The sequence below is a fragment of the Mesorhizobium sp. UC74_2 genome, from assembly GCF_042701485.1.
In the GTDB taxonomy this organism is placed as follows: Bacteria; Pseudomonadota; Alphaproteobacteria; order Rhizobiales; family Rhizobiaceae; genus Mesorhizobium.
Map to the genome: position 1 here is coordinate 1,667,921 of NZ_CP170562.1, position 24,445 is coordinate 1,692,365.

At 61.8% G+C, this 24,445-nt stretch carries 25 protein-coding genes and 1 riboswitch; of the genes, 18 read left to right on the top strand and 7 right to left on the bottom strand.

Features of this window, described 5'->3' with window-relative positions; all coding sequences use genetic code 11:
- Nucleotides 1-29: 29 nt before the first annotated feature.
- Genes ACFJIU_RS08045 through ACFJIU_RS08055 form a run of 3 tightly spaced genes read left to right on the top strand, consistent with a single transcriptional unit; the run spans nt 30 to nt 3,058 of the window.
- Nucleotides 30-434 (top strand): hypothetical protein, encoded by a 405-nt coding sequence (locus ACFJIU_RS08045; RefSeq protein ID WP_379069682.1) that lies wholly within the window; start codon nt 30-32, stop codon nt 432-434.
- 42 nt (nt 435-476) lie between these two features.
- Nucleotides 477-1,694 (top strand): LL-diaminopimelate aminotransferase, encoded by a 1,218-nt coding sequence (locus tag ACFJIU_RS08050; protein ID WP_379069686.1) that lies wholly within the window; start codon nt 477-479, stop codon nt 1,692-1,694.
- 50 nt (nt 1,695-1,744) lie between these two features.
- Nucleotides 1,745-3,058: a homoserine dehydrogenase gene (locus ACFJIU_RS08055; protein ID WP_379069694.1), complete on the top strand. Its 1,314-nt coding sequence runs from the start codon at nt 1,745-1,747 to the stop codon at nt 3,056-3,058.
- Nucleotides 3,059-3,107: 49 nt separating this feature from the next.
- On the opposite strand, the gene ACFJIU_RS08060 is transcribed toward ACFJIU_RS08055, so the two are convergent.
- The gene (locus ACFJIU_RS08060) at nt 3,108-3,578 is read right to left on the bottom strand and encodes a methyltransferase family protein (protein WP_379069697.1); all 471 of its coding nucleotides are present in this window, start codon (nt 3,576-3,578) and stop codon (nt 3,108-3,110) included.
- Nucleotides 3,575-4,564 carry a DUF1624 domain-containing protein gene (locus ACFJIU_RS08065; protein ID WP_379069700.1) on the bottom strand — a complete coding sequence of 330 codons (990 nt, stop codon included), beginning with the start codon at nt 4,562-4,564 and terminating at the stop codon, nt 3,575-3,577. The genes ACFJIU_RS08060 and ACFJIU_RS08065 overlap by 4 nt, the downstream gene beginning before the upstream one ends.
- A 247-nt stretch (nt 4,565-4,811) precedes the next feature.
- Between ACFJIU_RS08065 and ACFJIU_RS08070 the strand changes: the two genes are divergently transcribed.
- The 6 genes from ACFJIU_RS08070 (at nt 4,812) to cobO (ending at nt 9,876) form a co-directional block, all read left to right on the top strand.
- Entirely contained in the window at nt 4,812-6,119 is a 1,308-nt protein-coding gene (locus tag ACFJIU_RS08070; RefSeq protein WP_379069703.1) for an MFS transporter, read from the top strand.
- 159 nt (nt 6,120-6,278) lie between these two features.
- Nucleotides 6,279-7,478, top strand: a complete 1,200-nt coding sequence (locus ACFJIU_RS08075) for an MFS transporter (RefSeq protein ID WP_379069706.1) — start codon at nt 6,279-6,281, stop codon at nt 7,476-7,478.
- A 79-nt stretch (nt 7,479-7,557) separates the two neighbouring features.
- A riboswitch (cobalamin riboswitch) is annotated at nt 7,558-7,751 on the top strand.
- Nucleotides 7,752-7,784: 33 nt separating this feature from the next.
- Nucleotides 7,785-7,964, top strand: a complete 180-nt coding sequence (locus ACFJIU_RS08080; RefSeq protein WP_129414525.1) for a CbtB-domain containing protein — start codon at nt 7,785-7,787, stop codon at nt 7,962-7,964.
- Nucleotides 7,965-7,981: 17 nt separating this feature from the next.
- The gene (locus tag ACFJIU_RS08085; RefSeq protein WP_379069709.1) at nt 7,982-8,758 is read left to right on the top strand and encodes a CbtA family protein; all 777 of its coding nucleotides are present in this window, start codon (nt 7,982-7,984) and stop codon (nt 8,756-8,758) included.
- Nucleotides 8,751-9,260, top strand: a complete 510-nt coding sequence (cobU, locus tag ACFJIU_RS08090) for a bifunctional adenosylcobinamide kinase/adenosylcobinamide-phosphate guanylyltransferase (protein WP_379069712.1) — start codon at nt 8,751-8,753, stop codon at nt 9,258-9,260. Before ACFJIU_RS08085 ends, cobU begins: the two co-directional genes overlap by 8 nt.
- A 1-nt stretch (nt 9,261) precedes the next feature.
- Nucleotides 9,262-9,876 (top strand): cob(I)yrinic acid a,c-diamide adenosyltransferase, encoded by a 615-nt coding sequence (gene cobO / locus ACFJIU_RS08095; RefSeq protein ID WP_379069715.1) that lies wholly within the window; start codon nt 9,262-9,264, stop codon nt 9,874-9,876.
- 4 nt (nt 9,877-9,880) lie between these two features.
- On the opposite strand, the gene cbiB is transcribed toward cobO, so the two are convergent.
- On the bottom strand, nt 9,881-10,843 hold the full coding sequence (gene cbiB / locus ACFJIU_RS08100) for an adenosylcobinamide-phosphate synthase CbiB (RefSeq protein ID WP_379069718.1): 963 nt from the start codon (nt 10,841-10,843) through the stop codon (nt 9,881-9,883).
- Here cbiB and cobD point away from each other — a divergent pair.
- Nucleotides 10,842-11,897 carry a threonine-phosphate decarboxylase CobD gene (gene cobD, locus ACFJIU_RS08105; RefSeq protein ID WP_379069721.1) on the top strand — a complete coding sequence of 352 codons (1,056 nt, stop codon included), beginning with the start codon at nt 10,842-10,844 and terminating at the stop codon, nt 11,895-11,897. The genes cbiB and cobD overlap by 2 nt on opposite strands.
- Nucleotides 11,894-12,400 (top strand): tyrosine phosphatase family protein, encoded by a 507-nt coding sequence (locus tag ACFJIU_RS08110; protein ID WP_379069723.1) that lies wholly within the window; start codon nt 11,894-11,896, stop codon nt 12,398-12,400. Before cobD ends, ACFJIU_RS08110 begins: the two co-directional genes overlap by 4 nt.
- Before the next feature lie 36 nt (nt 12,401-12,436).
- Here the strand turns inward: ACFJIU_RS08110 and ACFJIU_RS08115 are convergent, their stop codons facing one another.
- A complete protein-coding gene (locus ACFJIU_RS08115; RefSeq protein WP_379069725.1) occupies nt 12,437-13,237 on the bottom strand; it encodes a creatininase family protein in 801 nt (266 codons plus the stop codon).
- A gap of 64 nt (nt 13,238-13,301) precedes the next feature.
- Nucleotides 13,302-13,685 (bottom strand): RidA family protein, encoded by a 384-nt coding sequence (locus ACFJIU_RS08120; protein ID WP_379069728.1) that lies wholly within the window; start codon nt 13,683-13,685, stop codon nt 13,302-13,304.
- Nucleotides 13,686-13,950: 265 nt separating this feature from the next.
- On the opposite strand from ACFJIU_RS08120, the gene ACFJIU_RS08125 reads away from it, so the two are divergent.
- From ACFJIU_RS08125 to ACFJIU_RS08155, 7 genes are all read left to right on the top strand, one after another.
- Nucleotides 13,951-14,958 (top strand): ABC transporter substrate-binding protein, encoded by a 1,008-nt coding sequence (locus tag ACFJIU_RS08125; protein WP_379069731.1) that lies wholly within the window; start codon nt 13,951-13,953, stop codon nt 14,956-14,958.
- 94 nt (nt 14,959-15,052) lie between these two features.
- Entirely contained in the window at nt 15,053-15,865 is an 813-nt protein-coding gene (locus tag ACFJIU_RS08130; RefSeq protein ID WP_379069734.1) for an ABC transporter ATP-binding protein, read from the top strand.
- Nucleotides 15,862-16,713 (top strand): ABC transporter permease, encoded by an 852-nt coding sequence (locus tag ACFJIU_RS08135; protein ID WP_379069737.1) that lies wholly within the window; start codon nt 15,862-15,864, stop codon nt 16,711-16,713. Before ACFJIU_RS08130 ends, ACFJIU_RS08135 begins: the two co-directional genes overlap by 4 nt.
- A gap of 88 nt (nt 16,714-16,801) precedes the next feature.
- Nucleotides 16,802-18,109 carry a cytosine deaminase gene (locus tag ACFJIU_RS08140; protein WP_379073003.1) on the top strand — a complete coding sequence of 436 codons (1,308 nt, stop codon included), beginning with the start codon at nt 16,802-16,804 and terminating at the stop codon, nt 18,107-18,109.
- Nucleotides 18,109-19,512 carry an FAD-binding oxidoreductase gene (locus ACFJIU_RS08145; protein ID WP_379073005.1) on the top strand — a complete coding sequence of 468 codons (1,404 nt, stop codon included), beginning with the start codon at nt 18,109-18,111 and terminating at the stop codon, nt 19,510-19,512. The genes ACFJIU_RS08140 and ACFJIU_RS08145 overlap by 1 nt, the downstream gene beginning before the upstream one ends.
- A gap of 8 nt (nt 19,513-19,520) precedes the next feature.
- A complete protein-coding gene (locus tag ACFJIU_RS08150; protein WP_379069739.1) occupies nt 19,521-20,102 on the top strand; it encodes an NAD(P)H-dependent oxidoreductase in 582 nt (193 codons plus the stop codon).
- Nucleotides 20,102-20,686, top strand: a complete 585-nt coding sequence (locus ACFJIU_RS08155; protein ID WP_379069742.1) for an NAD(P)H-dependent oxidoreductase — start codon at nt 20,102-20,104, stop codon at nt 20,684-20,686. The genes ACFJIU_RS08150 and ACFJIU_RS08155 overlap by 1 nt, the downstream gene beginning before the upstream one ends.
- Nucleotides 20,687-20,821: 135 nt before the next feature.
- Here the strand turns inward: ACFJIU_RS08155 and ACFJIU_RS08160 are convergent, their stop codons facing one another.
- Both ACFJIU_RS08160 and ACFJIU_RS08165 read right to left on the bottom strand, forming a co-directional pair.
- A complete protein-coding gene (locus ACFJIU_RS08160) occupies nt 20,822-23,266 on the bottom strand; it encodes an FAD-dependent oxidoreductase (protein WP_379069745.1) in 2,445 nt (814 codons plus the stop codon).
- Nucleotides 23,263-24,444 (bottom strand): pyridoxal phosphate-dependent aminotransferase, encoded by a 1,182-nt coding sequence (locus ACFJIU_RS08165; RefSeq protein WP_379069748.1) that lies wholly within the window; start codon nt 24,442-24,444, stop codon nt 23,263-23,265. Before ACFJIU_RS08165 ends, ACFJIU_RS08160 begins: the two co-directional genes overlap by 4 nt.
- Between the last annotated feature and the right edge of the window lies 1 nt (nt 24,445).

The window sequence follows — 24,445 nt, forward strand, 5'->3', positions numbered from 1 at the left end:
AGCTTTAATGGCCATTGCGGGAAAGTAGTATGACAATTCGTTTTGGTCAGCTTCTGGTTGCCGGTGCCGAACGGTTGTCGCTGGCGCTCGTTGTCGCCGGTGGTCTTGCCATGGCTGGCTGCGCGAGTTCGAGCAGTGGCCCTTCGATGGCAGTACAGTCCGGTGGTTCGGTGACCGGTCCGAAAGACACTGGCACATTCCCCAATCTGAACATCAAGCCGCGAAATGCGGCTACGCAGTTCACGGAAGACGAGAAGAACGCCAAGCTTGCGCAGCTGGCGGCTGCGAAGTCCAATGTGCAGGCCCATCCCGGCGACCCAGCCGCCGCGGCGGATGCCGCCGAGCTCGACAAGCTCAAGGCCAGCCACGCCAAGAATGCCCTGAAGCAGATCGGGGCCAAGTGTGACCCCGCTCTCGACCCGAATTGCAAATAAGGCTATAGCGCGCCGCCAAAGCGCCTCTCGATCGGAACGAACATGGAAGAGTTTCACAAAGTCCGCCGTCTTCCACCCTACGTCTTCGAGCAGGTGAATCGCCTGAAGGCCAGCGCGCGGTCACGCGGTGCCGACATCATCGATCTGGGCATGGGCAATCCCGATCTCCCGACCCCGCAGGCCATCGTCGACAAGCTCTGCGAAGTGGTGCGCGATCCACGCACGCATCGCTACTCGTCCTCGCGCGGCATCCCTGGCCTGCGACGCGCCCAGGCCAATTATTATGCACGTCGTTTTGGCGTGAAGCTCAATCCCGATACCCAGGTGGTGGCGACGCTCGGCTCCAAGGAAGGCTTCGCCAACATGGCGCAGGCAATCACCGCGCCGGGCGATGTGGTGCTGTGTCCGGATCCGACCTATCCGATCCACGCGTTCGGCTTCATCATGTCGGGCGGTGTCATCCGTTCACTGCAGGCCGAGCCGAATGACGGTTTCATCCCGGCGCTGGAACGGGGCGTGCGCCACTCGATCCCGAAGCCGCTGGCATTGATCCTCAACTATCCGTCCAATCCGACGGCCTATGTCGCGACGCTCGACTTCTACAAGGACGTCGTGGCTTTCGCGAAGAAGAACGACATCATCATATTGTCGGACCTGGCTTATTCGGAGATTTATTTCGACGGCAACCCGCCCCCCTCCGTGCTGCAGGTGCCGGGTGCGATCGACGTCACCGTCGAATTCACTTCCATGTCGAAGACCTTTTCCATGCCCGGCTGGCGCATGGGCTTTGCTGTCGGCAATGAGCGCCTGATCGCGGCGCTGACGCGCGTGAAGTCCTATCTCGACTACGGCGCGTTCACACCGATCCAGGTCGCTGCCACCGCCGCGCTCAATGGAGACGGCTCGGACATCGAGGAAGTGCGCGATATCTATCACAAGCGCCGCGACGTGATGGTCGACGCTTTTGCCCGTGCCGGCTGGGACATCCCCGCGCCAGCGGCGACGATGTTTGCCTGGGCACCTATTCCGGAGCCATTCAAGCATCTCGGTTCGCTCGAATTCTCCAAGCTGCTGATCGAGCACGCCGATGTGGCGGTGGCGCCGGGCATCGGTTTTGGCGAGCATGGCGACGATTACGTACGCCTGGCTCTGGTCGAGAACGAGCACCGCATCCGGCAGGCGGCTCGCAACATCAAGAAGTTCCTGGCGACTACCGCCAAGCAACCCAACAATGTGGTGCCGCTGGCGGCGCATCGCTGAACCGCTGCCGCCAATCATCCTGAATGATCGAGAAAGAGGGGCCGTCCATCATGGCTGAATCCTTGCGTGTTGGAATTGCCGGCCTCGGCACCGTTGGTGCCTCGGTTGTGCGCGTGCTCACCGAAAAGGCTGCCGAACTCACCCGCCAGTGCGGTCGCACCATTACGGTGACCGCCGTTTCGGCACGCAGCCGCGACAAGGACCGCGGCGTTGACCTTGCCAAGGTATCCTGGTTCGAAAACCCGGTCGATCTTGCTCGCTCGAACGAGATCGACGTGTTCATCGAACTGATCGGCGGCGACGAGGGACCAGCGCGCGACAGCGTCAGGGCAGCACTCGAGGCCGGCCGTCATGTGGTGACCGCCAACAAGGCACTGCTTGCCAAGCATGGCGTGGCGCTGGCCGAGATTGCCGAGAAGAAAGGCGTGCTGCTGAACTATGAAGCGGCGGTGGCCGGTGGCATTCCAGTCATCAAGACGATGCGCGAGGCGATGGCCGGCAATTCGGTCAATCGCGTCTTCGGCATCCTGAACGGCACCTGCAACTATATCCTGACCCGTATGGAGGCCGAAGGCCTGTCCTTCGAGGCATGCCTGAAGGACGCACAGCGTCTTGGCTATGCCGAGGCCGACCCGACCTTCGATATCGAAGGCAACGACACGGCGCACAAGCTCGCTATCCTCACCAGTCTTGCCTTCGGCCACAAGATCGCTGCCGACGACATCTATCTGGAGGGCATTTCCAACATCACCCAGGCCGACATCCGTGCCGCAGCCGAACTCGGCTATCGCATCAAGCTGCTCGGCGTTGCCCAGCGCACCGAAAGCGGCATCGAGCAGCGCGTGCACCCGACCATGGTGCCGACCGCCTCGGTGATTGCGCAGGTGCACGGTGTCATCAACGCCGTGGCGATCGAGACCGACATACTGGGCGAACTGCTGCTGTCCGGCCCCGGCGCCGGTGGCAATGCCACAGCTTCGGCCGTCGTCGGCGACATCGCCGACATTGCCAAGAGCCGCCCCGGTTTCCAGCATGGACCGGTGTTCGGCCGTCCTGCCAAGGAGCTGAAACCCTACAAGAAGGCCCAGATGCGCAGCCATGCGGGGGGCTATTTCATTCGGCTAACCGTGCATGATCGCGTCGGTGTGTTCGCTTCCGTGGCCAAGCGCATGGCAGACAACGACATTTCACTGGAATCTATCGTCCAGCACGCCGTCGGGCCGGAGGCGGTCGACAAGAAGACCGTCATCCTGGTCACGCATGAGACCACGGAAGCGGCGGTACGCAAGGCGGTTGAAGCCATCACAAAGGACGGTCACTTGACCGACAAGGCACAGGTGATCCGCATCGAACGGGCTGGCTGAGAACGCATGCCGCAATGGTCCAACGACATCCGATGAGGGCCGAGAGGCTTCAGATCCAGCGGCGCACGCGTTTAGCGTAGTCGTGATACTTCTTGCCGAATTTGCCGGCGAGGGTCTTTTCCTCGCGCTGGATCACCAACCTGCTTGTCACCAACCCTGCCGCAAACGCCAGCAGGATGAGCCAGACGTTGCCGATGATCAGCCCGATACCGATGACCAGGGTTGCCAGAGACAGATAAATCGGGTTGCGGCTGAGGCCGAATGGTCCGCTGGTCAACAGGTGTGCCGGAGTGGCGACCGGGTTCAAGGGCGTTCTGGCCCTGTACATCAGGCGTATGGCGGTGAACCACAACGCCACCGCGCCCAGCGCAGCCAGCCAACCGAAACCGAACAGGATGTCGCCGAGGACGTCTCCGAACCAGGGCAGTGGATAGAGAATGCCCAGGCCAACTCCGACGATCAGCGCAATCAGGAAGATGATCGGCGGCAACGGAAACGGCAGGCGCGGGGCGTCGGTCATTGCGGTTCCCCAGGGCTCATGGCGTCCTCGGTCTGAACCGTGCATGTGCTGGCGAGGTCACTGATGCGCGTCCTGGCCGAAGCCGGCTGGTCGCCCTTCATGATGCCTGTCAGCAGGCCGTCCTTCTCGACCGCGGTGAGCATGCAGCCACAATAGCGCACACAGAACGCGGCGTCTCGGCTGTCCTGGCACGATGCCTGGCAGGCATTGGTGAAGCCGAGCTTCGGATCCTGTGCCGGGGCAGGCCATATCTGTGCGAACAGCCATACGCAGCCGATCAGCACCGGCTGGTGGATGAGGTAGAAGGCCAGGCTGTGGCGACCGATGAAAGTGAGCGGGCGTTCAAGTGTCCGGCCGAACGAGACGTTCGCCAGCCGTTCGAACAAGCCAGCTGCCTTGGCGGTCTTGGTCAGGCCGATGCCTACCAGCACGGCGCCGAACCAGGGAAACAGCGGCACATAGTCGTTCGAGCGCGGATCGGCCGACGAGAGGCCGACCCACAGGAGTGCGGGATGATCGAAAATGGGCGAGCGCAGATAGAATGGAGCTGCTATCACCAGTGCGGCGACGACGAATGCCACCAGCGCCGGCACGCGCAGGAACAGGAGGCCGAGCACGCTGGCCAGGGCGATCTGATGCAGGATGCCGAAGAAGATGAAGCTGCTGGGCGTTGCGAAATACGTCACCAGCGAGATCGCAGCGGCCGCCACCACCACCATGGCGAACCGTTTCCAGAAGCCCGGCCAGCGGATGCGGTCGCCGTGCGCAAGCACCAGCGAGACGCCGACCAGGAAAAGGAAACTCGACGCAATGCAGCGCGCATAGAGCTTCCAGGGTCCGTGCGCCGTCAGTCCGGCGCTTGCATACCCGAAGAACTCAAGGTCCCAGGTGAAATGGTAGCTGGCCATCGCCAGAAGCGCGATGCCGCGCAGGGCATCGATAACGGTAATGCGACGGGAGGGATTTGTCTGCTGTTCGAGGCTCATGCGGCGGGATTCGAAATTGCAACCGCACAATGCCTAGCACGGATACGGCCCAAGCGAGAATGGTTGGCGGCGCTTCTTCCGGTCAACCGCTCGAGCAATGGAATTCTGAAACGTTGACCGGATCGCCGCCGCCGTCTAGCAATGCGATCATGAACGTTGAAATGATCGCATTCGTGGTAGGAAGGCGCATGGGCGGGGTGGTGTAACCATCCGGCGAAAGCACCCATGCGCGGCAAACAGGCTCCTGATGGAGCCTTTTTTATTGCCGTCGGATCGGGTCGGCCATGTCCGATCCGCCAACCTCCACAAAATCAAGGACGCGATCATGACGAAAGATCGTCATTTCCCGGACACGGGTATACCGGGTGCGGGGACTGCGGGCAGCATTTCGAAATCTCGATTTGTCATTCTTGTCCTGCTGTCCGCACTCTCGGTGCTGCCTGTCAACATCATATCGCCGTCGCTGCCCAAGATCGCGATGGAATTTGGTGTGGACTTCGAGCTGATCAGCCTTGCGGTCGCGGGGTATGCGATTGTGACCGCGCTCGTGGAACTGATCTCTGGCGCGATGTTGGATCGCTACGGACGCAGACCCGTGGCGCTGGTCTCGCTCTCGCTCTTCATTCTGGCTTCTATCGGTTGCGCGCTAGCCCCTGATATTGTTGTTTTCCTCGTGTTCCGCGCAATGCAAGCTTCGATTGCCGCCTGCTTTTGCGTGGCTCTTGTCGCCATCAAAGAGACATCGAATGAATATGAGGGGACGAGCAGGGTGGGCTACGCCGCGATGGCATGGGCCTTGGCGCCGATGCTCGGTCCTACCTTAGGAGGAACGCTGGATGAACTCTTGGGGTGGCGGACGATCTTTGTCGTTCTTGCGGCCTTCGGCGCAATTATTCTCTCTCTGTCGAAACGAGAACTGAGCGAGACACTCTCTCCAGTCAGGCGAAGCGGGGTCTATCTCGGCTCATATGGACGGCTGCTAAGTTCGGTTGTGTTCTGGGCTTACATAGTCGTGATGGCCTCATCGTCCGGGATACTTTACATCTTCCTGGCCGGTGCACCTCTGGTGGTCGGTGGATCGAGTGCGCTGCTCGGCCTTTTCATGGGGATGGTGCCCGCGGGCTTTGTCTGCGGCAGTTTTCTGACCGGCCGTTATGGCTTGAGGGTGCCTCGGGCCACATTGCTCATCGCTGCTCGTTTGCTGACCTGTGTCGGGCTCCTGTTTGGCCTGGTTCTGTCCGCGTTCGATATGACGCATCCCTTGGCGTTTTTCGGCCCGTGCATGTTCATCGGCCTTGGCAATGGGTTGACGCTGCCCGCCGCCAATATGGGGGCCATGACAATCCAAAAGGGCATGGCAGGCACCGCAGCGGGACTGGCAGCAGCAATGTCGATCGGTGGCGGGGCGTTGATCGTCGCGGTGGCGGGGCAGTTCCTCGGCGCGTCGGGAACTGTCAATACGCTTTTGAGCTCGATGTTGATCGTCTCTGCGATAGCCTTGGCGGCCGCGGTTGCCGTGGCCTTTGTCGATCCAGGCTCACGAAGAACGCACTGATCGATCCTCACAGGCTTGATGCGGCAGCCTATCGTTGTGCCAGCCGGTGCAAAGTGGTTGGCCGGCTTCGCATTCCGGCGCTAGCGCGTCGGTTTCCTGCTACCGGCCCGGCCATCGGCGACGCAGATTTCCCGTTGCGAGTCGTTAGTTTGGGAATCCATGTCCACGCATGTCCGCCATCCGATCTGGCTACCGGCGGTTCCGCCGGCGGACGCGCGCACCTTTGCTTCGCTTTACGCCATCGAATCCGCCGCGCGAGCCACGGTTGCCTCGGTTATCCCGATCCAGGCCTATGAGATCCTGAGGAACGAGCAGACGGTCTCGATCCTCTATACGATCGTCTCGTTGCTTGGTCTCTCGGTCACGCTGTTCATGCCGATGCTGATCCACCGCTTCGCACGCAGATGGGTCTACACAGCCGGTGCGCTGCTGCTTGCGATCGGTTCGCTGTTCTTCGTCACCCATTCGCTGCCTGGTCAGATCATCGGCATGCTCTGCCGGGTAATGGGCGCGAGTGCGCTGTCGATCACGCTCAACCTCTACATCATGGACCATATCCGCAAGACCGACCTCATGCAGGCTGAGTCCCTGCGTATGGCGTGGTCGATGATCGCCTGGACGAGCGGCCCGACGCTCGGCATCTTCCTCTACACACGCTACGGCATTTATGCTGCGCATGGAGCCGTGGCCGTTTTTGCACTCTGCCTGCTTGCGCTGTTCTGGTACTACCGGCTTGGCGACAATCCGATGATCGTGCCGGGCAAGAGCCGCCCCATCAATCCCTTCGCCAATATCGGGCGCTTCGTCAGCCAGCCCCGGTTGCGGCTGGCCTGGCTTATCGCTTTCGGCCGTTCCTGCTACTGGACCACGTTCTTTGTCTACGGCCCGCTGTTCATGGTCATTACCGGCCAGGGTGAACTTGCCGGGGGCTTGCTGGTTTCGGCCGGCAACGCTCTCCTGTTCGCTGCCATTTTCTGGGGCAGGGCAGGCAAGCGTTATGGTGCACGCAACGTGATGACGCTCGCCTTTGCCGGGATGGCGGTGTCGCTGTGGCTTGCCGGCGCCATCGGCGAACTCATCCCGCTCGCCACCGCCGGCCTGCTCCTGGTCGGCGCCTTGTTCACCATCGCACTCGATGCGATCGGCTCCACCGCCTTCATGCGCTCGGTGCGCGCCTACGAGCGGCCGCAGATGGCTGCAGTTTACCGCACCTACCTCGATTTCTCGGAGCTGACACCACCCTTGGTCTATTCGCTGGTGCTGGCCTTCTTCGGCCTGGGATCGGTTTTCGCCACACTTGGTTGCCTTGCTGCCGTCTGCGCCATTGTTACCTGGAGATATCTGCCGAAATCGATGTAGCGACGACAGCCGGTCACCAATGACGCGGATGCGTCTGGCGATGGCGGAATTTGGTTTGCCGGGCGCCAGAATTCTTTCTATAGTTCCCGCCGTCGTCGGTCCCTTCGGGACCAAGAGGGAATACGGTGGGGAGGGGGAAACCATCCGAAGCCGTGGCTGCCCCCGCAACTGTGAGCGGTAGTCCTCTCCAATGCCACTGAGGCTTGTCTCGGGAAGGTGGAGAAGGGCGCTGATCCGCAAGCCAGGAGACCTGCCGGCGACGGCAATGACGGTAATGCCCTCGGGTGGAGGGCGAAAGGACAGACCATGAATACCGCTTCCGTTTCTCTCGGCGCTTCGACCTCTTCGCAGTCGCGCTTCCTTCAGCTGGCAATGGCTGGCCTGCTCGGCATCTTCGTCATCGGCTTCACCGGCTTCTCGCATATCGAGGCCGTGCACAACGCCGCCCACGACGCACGCCACTCGATGGCGTTCCCCTGCCACTAACCCAGGGGGAACCCACCATGTCTGTTTTTCGCAACGTCGTGTTTGTCGCGGCGATAGCGGGCCTGTTGGCCGGCATCGTTCTCGCCTGCTTGCAGGCCTATGCAACCGTTCCCCTGATCCTGAAGGCGGAAGTCTATGAACAGGCCGCCGGCGGCCATGAACATGCGGCTGCGCCTGCAGCCCCCGCTGCCGATGCCGGGACCAACGCAATGAGTTCGGCTGCGCCAGCGCCCGCGGCTGCTCCGGCCGAGGAAGAGGAAGGTTGGGCACCCGCCGACGGCATCGAGCGGTTCTCGTTCAACGTACTCTCCAATGTCGTAACCGGTATCGGCTTCGCGCTGATCCTTGTCGCCTTCTCGGAATTCGCCGGCGGCATCGGCAACTGGCGCCAGGGTGTGTTCTGGGGGCTTGCCGGTTTTGCCGTCTTTACGCTTGCGCCAGGCCTTGGCCTGCCGCCGGAATTGCCGGCGATGCCTGCTGCCGATTTGCTGCCAAGGCAAGCCTGGTGGATCTCCACCGTCGTCGCCACGGCCATTGGCCTTGCGCTCATCGCCTTCCGCCGATCCTTGCCGCTTACCGTGCTCGCGATCGTGCTGATCGTCGCGCCTCACGTCGTTGGCGCGCCGCAGCCGGAGAGCTACGACACGCCGATCCCGGAAGGCCTGCATCACCAGTTCGTGGTGGCGGTTACGCTGACCAACCTGGTGTTCTGGGTTGTGCTGGGTGCGGTCGTTGGCGTTGTGCGCGGCCGCTTTACCGGGCAGGCATCGAGCCTTCGCGACAGCTTTGCCTGATCGCCTGACCTTCATCATCGGCGGTGCGCGCTCCGGCAAGAGCGCGCATGCCGAAAAACTGGTTACGGCGCTGCCGGCGCCCTGGACGTATATCGCGACCGCTCAGGCTTACGACGACGAGATGCGCGAACGCATCGCGCATCATCGTGCTCGTCGAGGCGAAGGCTGGGAAACGGCGGACGCGCCACTCGACCTCGTCGAATTGCTGGTGCGCCTGCCTGCCGGGCGACCGGTACTGCTGGATTGCCTTACGCTCTGGCTGACCAATCACATGCTGGCCGGGCATGATATCGAGGACGAATGCGCCAGGCTGACCGCCACACTGTCGAAACCGCGCGGTCGGTGGTTCGTGGTGTCCAATGAAGTCGGGCTTGGCATCGTGCCGGACAATGCGTTGGCGCGTCGCTTCCGAGATGCTGCCGGGCGTCTCAACCAGCAGGTTGCGGCGGTGGCCGACGATGTGGTGCTGACCGTTGCCGGCCTGCCACTCAAGGTGAAATGACATGGTCGAGATCGATGACAGCGAAGCCGAGCGCCATCGCACCAAGATGGCCAAGCGCAAGGCGGTGCAGGACGCAGAGGTGGCGCAAAAGACCATCGAGAAGGGCCTGCTCATCGTCAACACCGGTCCCGGCAAAGGCAAGACCACGGCTGCCTTCGGGCTGGCACTGCGCATGCTGGGCTACGGCCGGCGCGTCGGTGTGGTTCAGTTCATCAAGGGCAGATGGCACACCGGTGAGAAGGATGCTTTCAAGGCGTTCGGCGATCGGCTGGTCTGGTATTCGATGGGCGAAGGCTTCACCTGGGAAACGCAGGACCTGAAGCGGGATGTTGCCGCCGCAGAAGCTGCCTGGATGAAGGTGGAAGAGCTGATGGCCGATCCGTCCATCAGCCTGCTGGTGCTGGACGAACTCAACATCGCACTGCGCTACGACTATCTGGATGTCGATCGTGTCGTGACTGCCCTGAAGGGGCGGCGGGAAGACCTGCATGTTGTCGTTACCGGCCGCAATGCCAAGCCGGCGCTCACGGAAGCTGCCGATCTCGTCACCGAGATGGGGGCGACAAAGCATCATTTTTCCGCCGGCGTGAAAGCGCAGCAGGGAATTGAATTCTAAAGGCCTACCAGAGCGCCAGTGCAATCACGCCAAACAGCGCGACGAGCAGCATGTCGGCGGTCCAGTAAAGTCTTAGCGCCTGGCGGATGTCGGCGCTGGTAACGGCGGTGCGGCCGCCTTCTCCCATATGGCGGCCTTCCACCAGAACACCGCCATAAGAACGCGGGCCGGCAAGCGCGAGCCCCAGGGCGCCAGCCATCGCGGCCTCCGGCCAGCCGGCGTTGGGCGAACGGTGATGGCGTGCATCGCGGCGCATGGCGCGCCAAGCTTCGGCTGGATCGGCACCCTTGATGAAAAACGCGGCGGCAACGATCAGGAGGCCGGTCAGGCGTGAAGCGGGCAGGTTGACCAGATCGTCAAAGCGCGCCGCGGCCCAGCCGAAAGCCTCGTGGCGCTCGGTACGGTGGCCAACCATCGAATCCGCGGTGTTGGCGGCCTTGTAGGCAGCGCCGCCGGCCAGGCCGCCGACGCCAAGCCAGAAGGCGGGGGCAACAATGCCATCGGAAAAATTCTCTGCCAGGCTCTCTATGGCAGCCCGTCCGACAGCGGCTTCATCGAGCTTTTCCGGATCTCGGCCGACGATCATCGACACTGCTTTTCGCCCTGCGACAACGCCGCCGCTGTCAAGCGCATCAGCCACTGCTTCGACATGGCTGGCGAGGCTTTTCTGCGACAGCAGCGAGCTTCCCAGCAGCGCAACGACGACAATGCCGAATGGCAGGGCCAGCAGGGCAGACTCAGCGATCCGAGCGATCATCGCCGGCACGGCAACGATGAGCAGTAGCGCAAACAGGCCGGCGATGCGACGCGCCGCGTCGCTGTCGGCGGCGCTGTTGAGCCTGCGATCGAGACAGGATATCAGGGCGCCGATCCACGTCACCGGATGTCCGATGGCGCGAAACAGCCGGTCCGGATAGCCGAGCCGAGCTTCGATCAGCAGCGACAGAAAGGCGGTCAGGGCGGACATGAGGCTTCCAGGCGAGGCAATTGCGGCAGTTGATCACGGCGGAAGCCTTGGCCGGGCCCGGGCGCTGTTTCCTGATGCACCGGAGCCGTTTGTCGATCTCTCGACCGGGATCAATCCGCACTCCTATCCGCTTTTCGATCCGCCCGCCACAGCGTTCACCCGATTGCCGGAAGCTGCGCGCCTGGCCGAATTGCTGGCGGCTGCAGCAGCGACCTATGGTGCGCCCTCGGCCGCAAACATCGTCGCAGGCCCCGGCACACAAATCCTGTTGCCGCGTGTCGCCTCGCTGGTGAATGCGGGACGCGTTTTGGTGCTGTCGCCGACCTATGCCGAGCACGCACGGGCAGCCGCCATCGCCGGCCATGTCGTTGCCGAAACCACTGATTTCGATGCGCTGGCCGAGGCGGATGTCGCCATCCTGGTCAATCCCAACAATCCGGACGGACGCATCGTTCCGCGCGAGCGGTTGCTCAAGCTCGCCGATGCCATGAAAGCAAAAGCTGGCCTGCTCGTGGTCGACGAAGCCTTCATGGATGTCGGCCCGTGCGATGCGAGTCTCGCCGCCGATGCCGGACATGGCGGACTGGTGATTCTGCGTTCCTTTGGCAAGTTCTTTGGACTTGCCGGCGTGCGTCTCGGGTTTGCGCTGACGGATCGGGCGACTGCCGCACGGCTCGAGAGCCAGCTTGGTCCCTGGGCCGTGGCAGGGCCGACGCTGGAGTACGGTATTCGCGCGCTAGGCGATATTGCCTGGCAAGAAGCGATGCGGCGGCAATTGAGCGAGGATGCCACACGGCTCGATGCGTTGTTTGTGCGTCATGGCGTGCCGGTCGCCGGTGGAACGTCGTTGTTCCGCTATCTCGATTTCGGCGATGCGCCTGGCCTGTTCCGGGCGCTCGGCCGACAGGGCATACTGTTGCGGCATTTCGCTGAACGACCGCACACGCTGCGTTCTGGCCTGCCGGGTTCGGAAGACGAGTGGCAACGGCTGGATGCTGCACTTGCCGGCTGGGCTGCAAAGACCGATGGTTCACAAAACAGGATACGCGCATGATCATCGTCTGCCCGCTCTCCAAGGTCGAAACCACGGTCAATCGTGTCGGTGCCGAGCGGCTGCTGTCCCTGCTGGCGGCTGGTACGGACATGGTGCGTCCGGCAGCCATCCGGCCCGAAAACCATCTGCATCTTGTCATGCATGACATCGCCGAGGCTCAGGAGGGCATGACGCTGCCCGGCGAAGAGCATGTGCGTGCATTGCTTGGTTTCGCACAGGGCTGGGATCGGTCGCGGCCTCTGGTGATCAACTGTTATGCCGGCATCAGCCGCTCGACCGCCTCGGCTTTCATCATCGCGTCCGCTCTCGCTCCGAAGCGCGACGAGATGGAGCTGGCCAGGACATTGCGCTGGCTTTCGTCCTCGGCCACGCCCAATCCGCGTCTTGTCGCTGTGGCAGACCACATCCTTGGCCGCAATGGCCGCATGGTTGCGGCTATTGCCTCGATCGGCCGCGGTGCCGACGCATACGAAGGCGTGCCGTTCGAGCTCGAGATAGAGTGAGGGACGCTTTCCATCGAGAATGGACGCGCTTCGGCCTCAAAGCACCCAGTCGTTTAACTTTGCTCCGCGCACATCCTTCAACAATGCGATGAAACCGTCGGCCTGATGCTCGGCGGTCAGCCGGCCTTTCTCAGCGGTGGCTATCGAAGCGTCGCCCACGACACCATCCGGGTTCAGATCTCGCGCGATCCAGGCGTAGGCGTGGGTGCCAGTCTGGCGCATCAGCGAAAAGGCCTTCTCAGCCTTGGCGACGTTGGAGACGAAGTTCTCGGCGTTTGCCATGTCGACCAGGTCCGGTCGGAAATGCAGCATCAGCGATGTCTCGACGTCGCCGCCGTGGATGCCGTGGCGATCTTCGAGTTCGGTGTACAGTCCCGCTGGGCGGCCGAAACGCTGCCAGCTGGTCTTCACGGCAAGCATGTTTTCGCGCACACGCAGTTCGCGTGTGACGATGCCCATGATCTCCTCATTGCCACCATGGGAATTGACGACGACGAGCTTTTTCAGCCCTGCACGCGCAATGGAAAGACCAAGCTCGGTCCAGGCGTCGATCAGTGTTGCCGGCGGCAAGGTTAGCGTCCCTGGCGCATGCATATGCTCGTTGGACTTGCCGACTGCCTGCACGGGCAGGATGCGGATGTCGAGATCGGCTGGCAGGCGGTCGATCACCGTTTCCAGCATGCCGTTCATGATGCTGGTGTCGGTCGACACCGGCAGATGCGGGCCATGCTGCTCGATCGCGGCCACTGGAAGCACCGCGATCGTCGTTTCGGGGTCTAGGGAAGCATATTCCGTTGTACGGAAATCGCCCCACCACACGCGTCTTTTCGTCGTCACATCAGTCTCCGGATTGTCGGCAACTCATTCGAGCTACTCTGTCATAGGGAAGGGCGCAGGCAGCTCACCCTGCCGCAATCACCTCAACCTCGACCTTGAATTCCGGTCGGGCGAAGCCGCCGACGATCATCAGGGTGGAGGCTGGCGCCGGGTCGGTGAAGGTGCGGTCGCGCACGGCCATGTAAGGCTTGAGATAGGCGCGATCGGTGACATAGGCATTGATGCGCACGACATCCTTCAGGCTGAGGTCTGCCTCGGCCAGGACGGCTTCGATATTCTTGAAGCACAGCTCCGCCTGTTCCTCGACCCCTTCTGGAATATGATCGTCGGCGGTGATCGCCACCTGACCGGCGCACAGGACGAGGCGCTTGCCGGCAGGGACCTCCACGCCGTGGCTGTAGCGGGCAAAAGGCGCCTTGATCGATTTCGGCATCAAATATCGGAACATCGCGATCTCCATTCGAGGCAGGGAAACTAGGCCGGGATGCAGTCACGATTCAAGCGCTGCTCGTGCGGTGACAGTATTACTTTCACCATGAACTATTCGTGGACAGTTGCCCTGAAAGTGGGCACGATGACGTTTGAAGCTGCAGGGCAGGGAACACCCAACACAATGCTCTTCCGGAATTGCGCGGCGGGCGTTGTGGCACGGCCTTTGCTTTGTCGGTCGATATGACGCTGTGTCGCGTGCGAGCGAAGGGGAGAGGAAATCGATGACGAAGATCTTGACCACGGCCACCGTGGCGGCCGCGGCGTTGCTCGGCGGCTGGATGTCCGCTGCGATGGCCAATGAGAAGGTGACGTTTGCCACCAACTGGCTCGCCCAGGCCGAGCACGGCGGCTACTACCAGGCTGTCGCAGACGGCTCCTATGCCGCATGCGGACTGGATGTAACCATCCAGCAGGGCGGCCCACAGGGCAGCGGACGGCCACTCCTGATGGCCGGCAAGATCGATTTCTATATGGGTGGCAACATGCTGCAGGCATTCGATGCCGTGCATCAAGGCATTCCGCTGCGCGTCGTCGCGGCCACTTTCCAGAAGGAACCGCAGGTCATCATGGCGCATCCGGGCGAGGGCCTGGACAAATGGGAGGACCTGCCCAAGGCCGACCAATACATCATCGGCGACGAGGGAGCGCAGAGCTTCTTCCTTTGGATGGTGTCGGAATTCGGCTTCGACGCGGCCAAGCGCGTGCCGTACACCTTCAATCCGGCTGCCTTCATCGCCAACAAGAAGTCGATCCAGCAGGGTTATGTGACCTCCGAGCCGCATGCCGTGGCCAAGGAAGGCGGATTCCAACCCAACCTGTTCCTGCTCGCCGACTACGGCTTCAACACCTACGCCACTACGATCGAGGCGATGCAGACCACGATCGACAAGCGGCCGGAGGTGGTTCAGTGCTTCGTCGATGGCTCGGCAAAGGGGTGGTACAACTATCTCTACGGTGACAACAAGGCCGCCAACGAAGCGATCAAGAAGGACAATCCCGACATCAACGATGAGCAGATCGCCTTCTCCATCGAGATGATGAAGAAGTACGGCATCGTCGATTCCGGGGACACCGAGAAGCTTGGCATCGGCGCCATGACGGATGAGCGCATGCAGAGCTTCTACGACAAGATGGTCAAGGCAAAGGTGCTTCCGGCCGGCATCGACATCAAGAAGGGCTACACGCTGCAGTTCGTGAACAAGGGCGTCGGTCTCGATCTGAAGAAGTGAGCGGTATTCCGGCAAATCGCGCGGCAGGCGCAGACCCGTCCTGCCCTCTCAAGGGGCGCTGGAGAGACGGGCGCTTATCCGCGGAAAGGCACTGATGTTGCAGACGGTAGCCGACAGGGATGACAGCTGGCAGCGCGGAACCGCGCCGCTGCTTTCATTCAAAGGCGTGGGCAAGGTGTTCTCCAATGGCGTGGCTGCCTTGGACAACGTCAATCTTGCCATTCGCGAAGGCGATTTCGTCAGTCTTCTCGGCCCTTCGGGTTGCGGCAAGTCGACGGCACTCAGGCTTATTGCCAGGCTTTCCACGCCGACCTCCGGCCATCTGGAGTGGCGCAAGGCGCTGGGAGACGATTGCGTCGGCTTCGTTTTCCAGGAGCCGACACTGCTGCCCTGGGCAAGCGTGTTCGACAATGTCTGGCTGCCGCTGCGCCTGCGCGGCATCTCGCGCATCAAAGCCACGCCGGCGGTGATGGAGATGCTGGCGCGCGTCCACCTGGAAAATTTCGCCGATGCCGTGCCAAGGGAGCTTTCCGGCGGCATGAAGATGCGCGTTTCCATCGCACGCGCCATGGTCACCAAGCCGCGCGTGCTGCTGATGGACGAGCCGTTTGCGGCATTGGACGAGATCACGCGCTTCAAGCTCAACAACGACCTGCTGGAACTCTGGCAACAGGAGCGGTTCACCGCCGTCTTCGTCACCCACAGCGTGTTTGAAAGCGTCTTCCTGTCCAGCCGCATCGTGGTGATGGCCGCCAAGCCGGGACGTGTATTCCGCGACATGACGGTCGATGCACCTTATCCGCGCGACGAGGCGTTCCGTACGTCATCAACCTATGCGGAGCTGTGCCGGCGGACGTCGGACGCGTTGAGCGCGGCCATGGATGCCAAGGTGGAGGCGCGACCATGAGCGCCGTCGAAAACCGGTCGGTCGTGCTCGACCCGGAAGAAGCGCGCCGCGTTCGCCAGCAGCGGCTGGAAAAGGTCGGCTCCTGGGTGCTGCCGCTTGCCATCATGGTACTGGCCATCTGGTTCTGGGACCGGATCTGTGTGTGGAACGACATTCCGAAGTACATCCTGCCGCGGCCAGGTGTGGTCGTGCAGACCCTTCAGGACGATGCGCCGCTGCTGTTTTCCTCGTTGCTCGTCACCCTCAAGATCACGTTCCTCAGCCTTGCACTGGCGATTCTCGGCGGGGTGGGGCTGGCCGTCTTGTTCGCCCAGTCGAAATGGGTGGAAATGTCGTTTTTTCCTTTCGCAGTCATCCTGCAGGTGACGCCGATCGTGGCGATCTTCCCGCTCATCAACATCTATGTCGACAACCAGACTGCCAAGCTTTTGCTGTGCGCCTGGATCGTCGCTTTCTTTCCGATCCTTTCCAATACGACGCTCGGACTGAATTCCGTCGACCGTAATCTGCGTGATCTGTTTCGGCTGAATGGCGCGACGCGCTGGCAGGAACTGTGGCACCTGCGCCTGCCAGCGGCGATGCCCTACTTCCTGGGTGGCCTGAAGATCGCAGGAGGCCTTTCGCTGATCGGTGCGGTGGTGGCCGAGTTCGTCGCTGGCACGTCGGGCCAGGCGTCGGGTCTGGCCTCACGCATCATCGAAGCCGGTTATCGACTGAATGCGCCACGGCTGTTTGCCGCGCTCATCCTGATCTCTCTGACCGGCATCGTCATCTTTCTAGCGCTGTCCCTGCTGTCGCATCTCATCCTGCGCCGCTGGCACGAGAGCGCGCTGAAGCAGGAGGCATGATGGCAGCCGTTTCAGTCACTTGCCGAGGCTGCATTCCGTTCACCTTGAGTGACCGAGCTGTGGCGGACGCGGAGGTGCATTGAATATACTGCCGATCCCGCCATCTGGAGCCTATGTATTCGAAAATGCTAGCCTTCATGTTTCTCTGACCGTTGGCTTCGACGGCTTGGCAGACGCCGACGGCTTTGTGAGCGCAGATATCGCTGTTGACGGTGACCGCATCATCACAATCGCTCCACATCGTTTGGGGCCGTCGCCCGCGTCAGGAGCGATCGATCTCAAGGGGCGCATCGTGCTGCCCTGTTTCGTCGACTGTCACACCCATCTCGACAAGGGCCATATCTGGCCACGCAGCCCCAATCCGGACGGTTCGTTTGCCGGCGCATTGCGCGCAACGCACGCTGACCGGACCGCGCGCTGGAACGCGAAAGACGTTTCGCGGCGCATGGACTTTGCCTTGCGTACGGCTCTCGCGCATGGGACCAAGGCTATCCGCACACATCTCGACAGTGCCGCACCGCAGGATGGAATTTCCTGGCCGGTGTTCGAGGAAATGCGGGAAAAATGGCAGGGACGTATCGACTTGCAGGCCGCTTGCCTTGTCGGCATCGAGGAAACCCGCGACCAAGTCTGGTTCGCAGGATTGGCGCGCCGCGTGGCAGCGGCGAGAGGCGTCCTGGGCGCTGTCACCTATATGGTTTCTGATCTTGATGCCTTGCTGGACCAGATGTTCGCCCTCGCCATCGAGCATAAACTCGATCTGGATTTTCATGCCGACGAGACCGATGCTGTCGACGCAATCTCCTTGAGGAAAATAGCCGAAGCAGCGCTTCGTCATCGTTTCGAGGGAAACATCCTCGTCGGTCACTGTTGTTCCCTGGCGCGCCAACCCGACAGTGATGTGCTGGATACCTTGGACAAGGTGGCGCGGGCAAAAATGGCCGTCGTGTCACTGCCAATGTGCAATCTCTATCTGCAGGACCGCAGGCATGACGGGACTACGCCACGCTGGCGCGGTGTGACACTGCTGCATGAAATGAAGGCGCGGGGCATTCCCGTCGCGGTGGCTTCGGACAACACGCGTGATCCGTTCTATGCCTATGGCGACCTCGACATGCTTGAGGTTTACAGGATGGCCACCCGCATCCTGCACCTTGATCATCCGGTTGGCGATTGGCCACGCACGGTCGCGCAGACTCCGGCGGACGTCATGCGATTGACCGGCACAGGAGTGTTGCAGCCGGGCGGACCAGCCGACCTGGTTGTTTGCAAGGGGCGGAACTGGACCGAATTGTTGTCCCGCCCGGAAGCCGATCGCATCGTCATTCGTGACGGCAGGCAGATCGACACCAGCCTGCCGGACTACGCCGAACTCGATGAATTGATGGGGACATGATGGATATCGCGGCGCTGAAACGAGACATTGAGGGACTGAAGATCGAGGACAACGAAAAGATCGTCCAGCAGAAGAGCCGCGACTTCTACTGGTACAGCCCGGTGCTCAAGCGCCAGCTCGAACATGTCACGGGAGACCTCGTCGTATCGCCGAAATCCGAAGCTGAAGTGGTGCGCATACTTGCAGCCTGTTTTTCTCACGGCGTACCGGTGACGCCGCGCGGTACTGGCACCGGCAATTACGGGCAGGCGATGCCGCTTTCCGGCGGTGTGGTGCTGAATCTGGCCGACATGAATGAAATCGTTGCGATTTCTCCCGGTCGCGTGGTGTGCCAACCGGGCGCCATCCTGGCCGATATCGACAGGGCGACGCGTGCGCATTCGGCGCAGGAACTGCGCCTGCACCCATCTACCTACAACACTGCTTCCATCGGTGGTTTTATCGCTGGGGGTTCCGGTGGCGTCGGCTCGATCAACTTCGGTGGTCTGCGCGACTTCGGCAACATCATCCGGTTGCGCGTGGTAACCATGGAAGCCGAGCCGAGAGTGCTGGAACTGACCGGCGAGGACCTGCACAAGGTCACCCACGCCTATGGGACAAACGGCATCATCACCGAAGTCGAGATGCCGTTGACGGCGGCCTACGACTGGGTGGACGTTCTGGTCGGTTTCAACAGTTTCATGGCTGCTGCGCGCTACGGCAATTCACTGGCCTGCCAGGATGGCTTGCTGACCAAGCTGATCACCCCGATCGCGGCTCCCGTGCCTCAGCTTTACTTCAAGCGGCACCAGAAGTTCCTGCGTGATGGACAAAGCATTTGCGCGGTCATGGTCGCCCCGCATTCGCTCGATGCATTTCTTGCCTTCACGCGACGCGAGGGCGGCGAGGTGATCCTCAACGCCGCGGCTCTGAGCGACGACGAGAAGAGAGGCCTGCCGCCGGCATTCGAACTGGCGTGGAACCACACGACGCTGCGGGCGCTGCGCGTCGATCCGGCAATCACATACCTGCAATCGCTCTATCCGTTTCCCGATCATCTGGCCTTGGTCGAAAAGATCGACGCGTTGTTTCCAGGTGAGGTGTTCTCGCATCTGGAGTTCGTGCGGCTGGACGGCAACATCACGTGCTTCGGCCTGAATCTGGTGCGCTTCACCACGGAGGAGCGGCTGGACGAGATCGTGCGGCTGTTCGAGGCGAATGGCTGCCCGATCTTCAATCCGCACCGTTATACGCTGGAGGAGGGAGGCATGAAGCAGACGGATTCCGTCCAACTCGCCTTCAAGCGCGAAGCCGATCCGCAAGGGCTGCTCAATCCCGGCAAGATGATCGCCTGGGAAAATCCAGACTACGATTATCGCTCGGGGCGAACGTTCCTGTTCAAGGGTCTGGCAAAAGCAAGTTGAGTGCTGCGATGCGTGTCCTGGTTCTTTATGCGCATCCGGTCGAAACAAGTTTCAACGCTGCGCTGCACAAGATGATCGTCGAGCGTCTCACGGCGAACGGACATGAAGTCGACGATTGTGATCTGTATGCCGAGGACTTCGATCCGCGACTGACACGCGCTGAGCGCATGGCCTATCACGATGCACCGGGCAATATCGAGCCAGTGCGAGGCTATGTAGAACGACTGCGCAAGGCGGAGGGGCTGGTCCTATGTTTTCCGGTTTGGAATTACGGTTATCCGGCCATTCTGAAAGGGTTCTTTGACCGCGTGTTCCTGCCAGGTGTGTCGTTCCGGCTGGTCGAAGGCAAGGTGCGTCCCACGCTCGACAACATCCGCAAGGTGGTGGCGGTGACCAGCTATGGCGGCTCCCGCCTGCGCGCTTTCCTGGTTGGCGATCCGCCACGCAAGCTTGTCCAGCGCCTGTTGCGCGCTTCCATCAAGCCGGGTACCCCGGTCTCCTATCTGGCGCACTATTCGATGAATTTGTCGACGCCACAGTCACGGGATCGTTTTATGGCAAAAGTGGCGCACAGGATGGAAACGTTCTGATGCGGGTGCTGGTCGTCTATTGCCACCCGGTGCCGGAAAGCTTTTGCGCGGCCGTGCGCGATGCCGCGCTCGACGCCATCGCGGCCAAGGGATGCGAGGCGCGGCTGATCGATCTCTACGCGGAGAATTTCGACCCGGTGATGCGGGATGGCGAACGGCGTGAATACAACGAACGAGCGCCGGCGGACCCTGCGCTCGTGGAACATATCGCTCACCTGAAATGGGCCGAGGCGATCGTCTTCGTCTATCCGACCTGGTGGTACGGGTTGCCAGCAATGCTGAAGGGCTGGCTGGACCGCGTCTGGGCCAAGGATGTCGCTTTCGCGCTCGATCCCGGTGGGAAGATCACTCCGCTGATGGGGCACGTCCGGAAAATCGCGGTGGTCACCACCTGCGGTGCGCCGCGCTGGTGGTCGCATATTGTGGGCCATCCGGGACGAAAAACCATCCTGCGCGGCATCCGTGCCTTGTGCGCCAAACGCTGCAAGACCCTGTTTGTTGCACATTACCTGATGGATGCCTCGACGCCGCAAAGCCGGGAGGCTTTCCTGGCGCAGGTAAGGCAGAAGCTGAAGGCGTTCTAGCGCTTTTCCTTCTCCCCGCTTGCGGGGAGAAGGTGGCCCAACGGGCCGGATGAGGGGCAGAACTCCCCTCGAACAGTTTGTACTGCCCCTCATCTGCCTGCCGGCATCTTCTCCCCGTAAACGGGGAGAAGAGAACTAAATCCGCACCCTCTCTGCCTTCGGATCATACATCGGCTTCAGCGAGGCTTCGGCATTGAAGCGTTCTCCTGCAATCTCGATCTCATAGCGGGAGCCGAGGACATCCGCTTCGCTCTCACCTTTGGCCGGCACATAACCCATGCCGACGGCACCGCCGAGATGGTGGCCGTAGTTGCCTGACGTGATGGTCCCGACGATCTTGCCGTCGCGCACGATCGCCTCATTGTGGAACAGCAGTGGTTCGGGGTCGGTCAGGCGAAACTGCGCCAGGCGGCGCTCCAGCCCGGCATCCTTCTTCGCCAGCACGGCGTCGCGGCCGATGAAATCACCTTTTGCCGTCTTCACCGCAAAACCGAGGCCGGCCTCCAGCACATGATCCTCGTCGGTGATGTCATGGCCGAAATGGCGAAAGGCCTTTTCGATGCGGCAGGAATCCAGCGTATGGAGGCCGCAGAGTTTCAAGTCCAGCTCTCTGCCCGCCTCCTCGATCCTCTCGAACACATGTGCGGCCTGGTCGGTCGGGACATAGAGTTCCCAGCCAAGCTCGCCGACATAGGTGACACGGTGGGCACGGGCGAGCCCCATGCCGACCTCGACTTCCTGAAATGTGCCGAATGGATTGTTTTCGTTCGAGAAATCGTTCGGGCTCACCTTTCGAATCAAGTCGCGTGAACGCGGCCCCATGAGACAAAGGACGGATTCTGCGGCTGTCACATCCGTGATGACGACGAACTCATCCTTCACATGCCTGCGCATCCAGGCGAGATCGCGCTGCAACGTGGCGCCCGGAACAACTGAGAAGAAAGCCGTCTCGGAAAGTCGCGAGACGGTCAGGTCGCTCTCGATGCCACCGCGCCGGTTGAGCATCTGCGTGTAGACGATCTTGCCCGGCGCGACATCGAGATCATTGGCGCAGAGCCGTTGCAGGAAGGCGAGGGCATCGCGTCCTTCGATCCGGATCTTGCCGAATGAGGTCATGTCGAACAGGCCGACATTGTTGCGCACGGACAGATGTTCCTCGCGCTGATTGTCGAACCAGTTCTGGCGTTTCCAGGAATAGCGGTATTCGCGTTCCTGTCCGTCCCTGGCGAACCAGTTGGCGCGTTCCCAGCCGGCGACCTCGCCGAACACGGCGCCGCGCGCCTTCAGATGCTCATGAATGGGCGAGCGTCGCACGCCACGCGACGTGACCACCTGCCGGTAGGGGAAATGGTCCGCATAAAGCAGGCCAAGCGTCTCGGAGACACGCTCTTTCAGATAGGCACGGTTCTTCTGGAAGGGCTGGGCGCGGCGGATGTCGACCTCCCAGAGGTCGAATGGCGCCTCGCCGTCGTTGATCCACTGTGCCAGCGCCATGCCAGCGCCACCCGAAGAGACGATGCCGATCGAGTTGTAGCCGGCGGCGACCCAGTAGCCGCCGAGTTCCGGCGCTTCGCCAAGATAATAGCGATCGTCCGGCGTGAAGCTCTCCGGGCCGTTGAAGAAAGTGTGGATGCCGGCGGTGCCCAGCATCGGCATGCGATTCACGCCCATTTCGAGGATAGGCTCGAAATGCTCGAAATCCTCGGGCAACTGGTCGAAGCAGAAATCTTCGCGGATGCCTTCCATGCCCCAGGGTTTCGCCCTCGGTTCGAAGGCGCCGAGCATCATCTTGCCGGCATCCTCCTTGTAGTAGGCGCATTCGTCCGGCACGCGCAGCACCGGCAGGCGGGTAAGCCCGGCGATCGGTTCGGTGACCAGATAGAAATGCTCGCAGGCGTGCAGTGGAATGGTGACGCCGTTTCGTGCGCCCAGTTCGCGCGCCCACATGCCGGCGCAGTTGATGACCACATCGGTCTCGATCGTCCCCCGATCTTCGCCCTGCGCCCAGGACACACCGGAGACGCGTCCGTTTCTGGTGTGAACCCTGGTGACCTTGACGTTCTCGACGATCCTGGCGCCACGCTGGCGTGCACCCTTTGCCAAAGCCATGGCGATGTTGGCAGGGTCGCATTGGCCATCGAGCGGCAGATGCACGGCGCCGACCACGTCCGACACGTTGAGATGGGGGTACATCTCCTTGACTTCGCTGGGAGAAATCTCGCGTACGTCGACGTCAAACGCACGGGCAAGCGACGCCTGCCTGTAGATCTCGTGTTTGCGTTCTTCGGTCAGGGCGACGGTGATGGAGCCGACCTGGCGCATGCCGGTACCGACGCCGGTTTCTTCTTCGAGCTTGACGTAGAGGTCGGCGGAGTACTTGGCCAGCCGTGTCATGTTCTGCGAGGCACGCAATTGGCCGATCAGGCCAGCGGCGTGCCAGGTCGTGCCTGACGTCAGCTGCTTTCGCTCCAGCAGCACGATGTCGGTCCAGCCGAGTTTGGCCAGATGGTAGGCGACCGAGCAGCCGGACACGCCGCCGCCGATGATGACGGCGCGGGCTTTGGAGGGCAGAACGCTCATGCGGCCTCACGTCGATAGGTGGAAACGAAACGGCGCAGCCTTTCGGCCGCTTCGAGAAGGATGGGTTCAGGCTGACAGAGGCTGATGCGAATATGGCCGGCCGCGGCGTCGCCAAAGGAGGATCCCGGCATGACACCGACATTCTCGCGATCAAGGAAAGCCCAGGCGAATTTCTCGTCGTCCGGCTCGACGGCGCTGATGTCGAGCATGGCATACATGCCGCCCTCCGAGCCGCGAACGGTCACGTTGTTCATGCCGCGCACCGCGTCAAGGAAGAGCTTGCGCCGTCCGGCATACAGCGCGGCGATCTGTTCCACGCCATAGTCATTGTTCAGCGCTTCGATGGCTGCGCGGCTGACAAAATCGGTCAGGCCGTAAGTGGTGACAAGATTGAGGCTGATCAGCCGTGTTATCAGTTCCTGGGGCCCGGTCAGCCATCCCAGGCGCCAGCCGGTCATGCCGTGGCTCTTCGACATCGAATTGACGACCAGCGTGCGCTCGTCCATGCCGGGCAGGGCGCGCGGCGAAAGATGCTCGCTATCGCCGAGTGTCCAATACACCTCATCACTCAGCAACCACAGATCGTGGTGGCGGCAGATGTCGGCGATGCTTTGGAGCGATTTCCTGGAGTAGACCGCGCCCGTGGGATTGTTGGGCGTGTTGATCAGCATGGCCCGCGTATTTGGCCGGACTGCGGCCTCGATTGTTTTAGGGTCTGGTTGGAAGCCGTCGGTGGCGCGGGTCTCGACGACCGTAAAATCGGCGCCGGCAGCGCGGAATGTGCCCGGGTAGGTGGCGTAGTAGGGCGCCACGACAATGGCGTGGTCGCCCGGGTCGAGCACGCCTTGCACGGCGGCATAAAGCGACGCCTGGCCGCCAGGTGTGGCAATGACCTGTTCGGGGCTCGTCGCGACGCCGGTGCATCGCGCGGAGATTCGCGCCATCGCCTCACGCAGTGCCGGAATGCCAGGCAACTGGGTGTAGTGGTGGTGGCCGGCCCGCAGCGCGGCAACTCCGGCTTCAACCGTCTCGGTGGGGGTGTGGAAGTCATGGTCGCCGACCGAGAGCATGATGATGTCCTGGCCGGCCTCCAGGCGTTGCCAGGCGGCGAAATGCACCTCCCAGCCATCCTTGCCGGAAGGCGTGATGCCGGAAATGCGGGAAGAGGGTTTCGGCATG

What these genes read in the sequence shown, in the direction of transcription:
- ACFJIU_RS08045 (WP_379069682.1), top strand. Translation starts at nt 30, where the DNA reads ATGACAATTCGTTTTGGTCAGCTTCTGGTTGCCGGTGCCGAACGGTTG.
- ACFJIU_RS08050 (WP_379069686.1), top strand. Translation starts at nt 477, where the DNA reads ATGGAAGAGTTTCACAAAGTCCGCCGTCTTCCACCCTACGTCTTCGAG.
- ACFJIU_RS08055 (WP_379069694.1), top strand. Translation starts at nt 1,745, where the DNA reads ATGGCTGAATCCTTGCGTGTTGGAATTGCCGGCCTCGGCACCGTTGGT.
- ACFJIU_RS08060 (WP_379069697.1), bottom strand. Translation starts at nt 3,578, where the DNA reads ATGACCGACGCCCCGCGCCTGCCGTTTCCGTTGCCGCCGATCATCTTC.
- ACFJIU_RS08065 (WP_379069700.1), bottom strand. Translation starts at nt 4,564, where the DNA reads ATGAGCCTCGAACAGCAGACAAATCCCTCCCGTCGCATTACCGTTATC.
- ACFJIU_RS08070 (WP_379069703.1), top strand. Translation starts at nt 4,812, where the DNA reads ATGGAGCCTTTTTTATTGCCGTCGGATCGGGTCGGCCATGTCCGATCC.
- ACFJIU_RS08075 (WP_379069706.1), top strand. Translation starts at nt 6,279, where the DNA reads ATGTCCACGCATGTCCGCCATCCGATCTGGCTACCGGCGGTTCCGCCG.
- ACFJIU_RS08080 (WP_129414525.1), top strand. Translation starts at nt 7,785, where the DNA reads ATGAATACCGCTTCCGTTTCTCTCGGCGCTTCGACCTCTTCGCAGTCG.
- ACFJIU_RS08085 (WP_379069709.1), top strand. Translation starts at nt 7,982, where the DNA reads ATGTCTGTTTTTCGCAACGTCGTGTTTGTCGCGGCGATAGCGGGCCTG.
- cobO (WP_379069715.1), top strand. Translation starts at nt 9,262, where the DNA reads ATGGTCGAGATCGATGACAGCGAAGCCGAGCGCCATCGCACCAAGATG.
- cobD (WP_379069721.1), top strand. Translation starts at nt 10,842, where the DNA reads ATGAGGCTTCCAGGCGAGGCAATTGCGGCAGTTGATCACGGCGGAAGC.
- cbiB (WP_379069718.1), bottom strand. Translation starts at nt 10,843, where the DNA reads ATGTCCGCCCTGACCGCCTTTCTGTCGCTGCTGATCGAAGCTCGGCTC.
- ACFJIU_RS08110 (WP_379069723.1), top strand. Translation starts at nt 11,894, where the DNA reads ATGATCATCGTCTGCCCGCTCTCCAAGGTCGAAACCACGGTCAATCGT.
- ACFJIU_RS08120 (WP_379069728.1), bottom strand. Translation starts at nt 13,685, where the DNA reads ATGTTCCGATATTTGATGCCGAAATCGATCAAGGCGCCTTTTGCCCGC.
- ACFJIU_RS08125 (WP_379069731.1), top strand. Translation starts at nt 13,951, where the DNA reads ATGACGAAGATCTTGACCACGGCCACCGTGGCGGCCGCGGCGTTGCTC.
- ACFJIU_RS08130 (WP_379069734.1), top strand. Translation starts at nt 15,053, where the DNA reads ATGTTGCAGACGGTAGCCGACAGGGATGACAGCTGGCAGCGCGGAACC.
- ACFJIU_RS08135 (WP_379069737.1), top strand. Translation starts at nt 15,862, where the DNA reads ATGAGCGCCGTCGAAAACCGGTCGGTCGTGCTCGACCCGGAAGAAGCG.
- ACFJIU_RS08145 (WP_379073005.1), top strand. Translation starts at nt 18,109, where the DNA reads ATGGATATCGCGGCGCTGAAACGAGACATTGAGGGACTGAAGATCGAG.
- ACFJIU_RS08150 (WP_379069739.1), top strand. Translation starts at nt 19,521, where the DNA reads ATGCGTGTCCTGGTTCTTTATGCGCATCCGGTCGAAACAAGTTTCAAC.
- ACFJIU_RS08155 (WP_379069742.1), top strand. Translation starts at nt 20,102, where the DNA reads ATGCGGGTGCTGGTCGTCTATTGCCACCCGGTGCCGGAAAGCTTTTGC.
- ACFJIU_RS08160 (WP_379069745.1), bottom strand. Translation starts at nt 23,266, where the DNA reads ATGAGCGTTCTGCCCTCCAAAGCCCGCGCCGTCATCATCGGCGGCGGC.
- ACFJIU_RS08165 (WP_379069748.1), bottom strand. Translation starts at nt 24,444, where the DNA reads ATGCCGAAACCCTCTTCCCGCATTTCCGGCATCACGCCTTCCGGCAAG.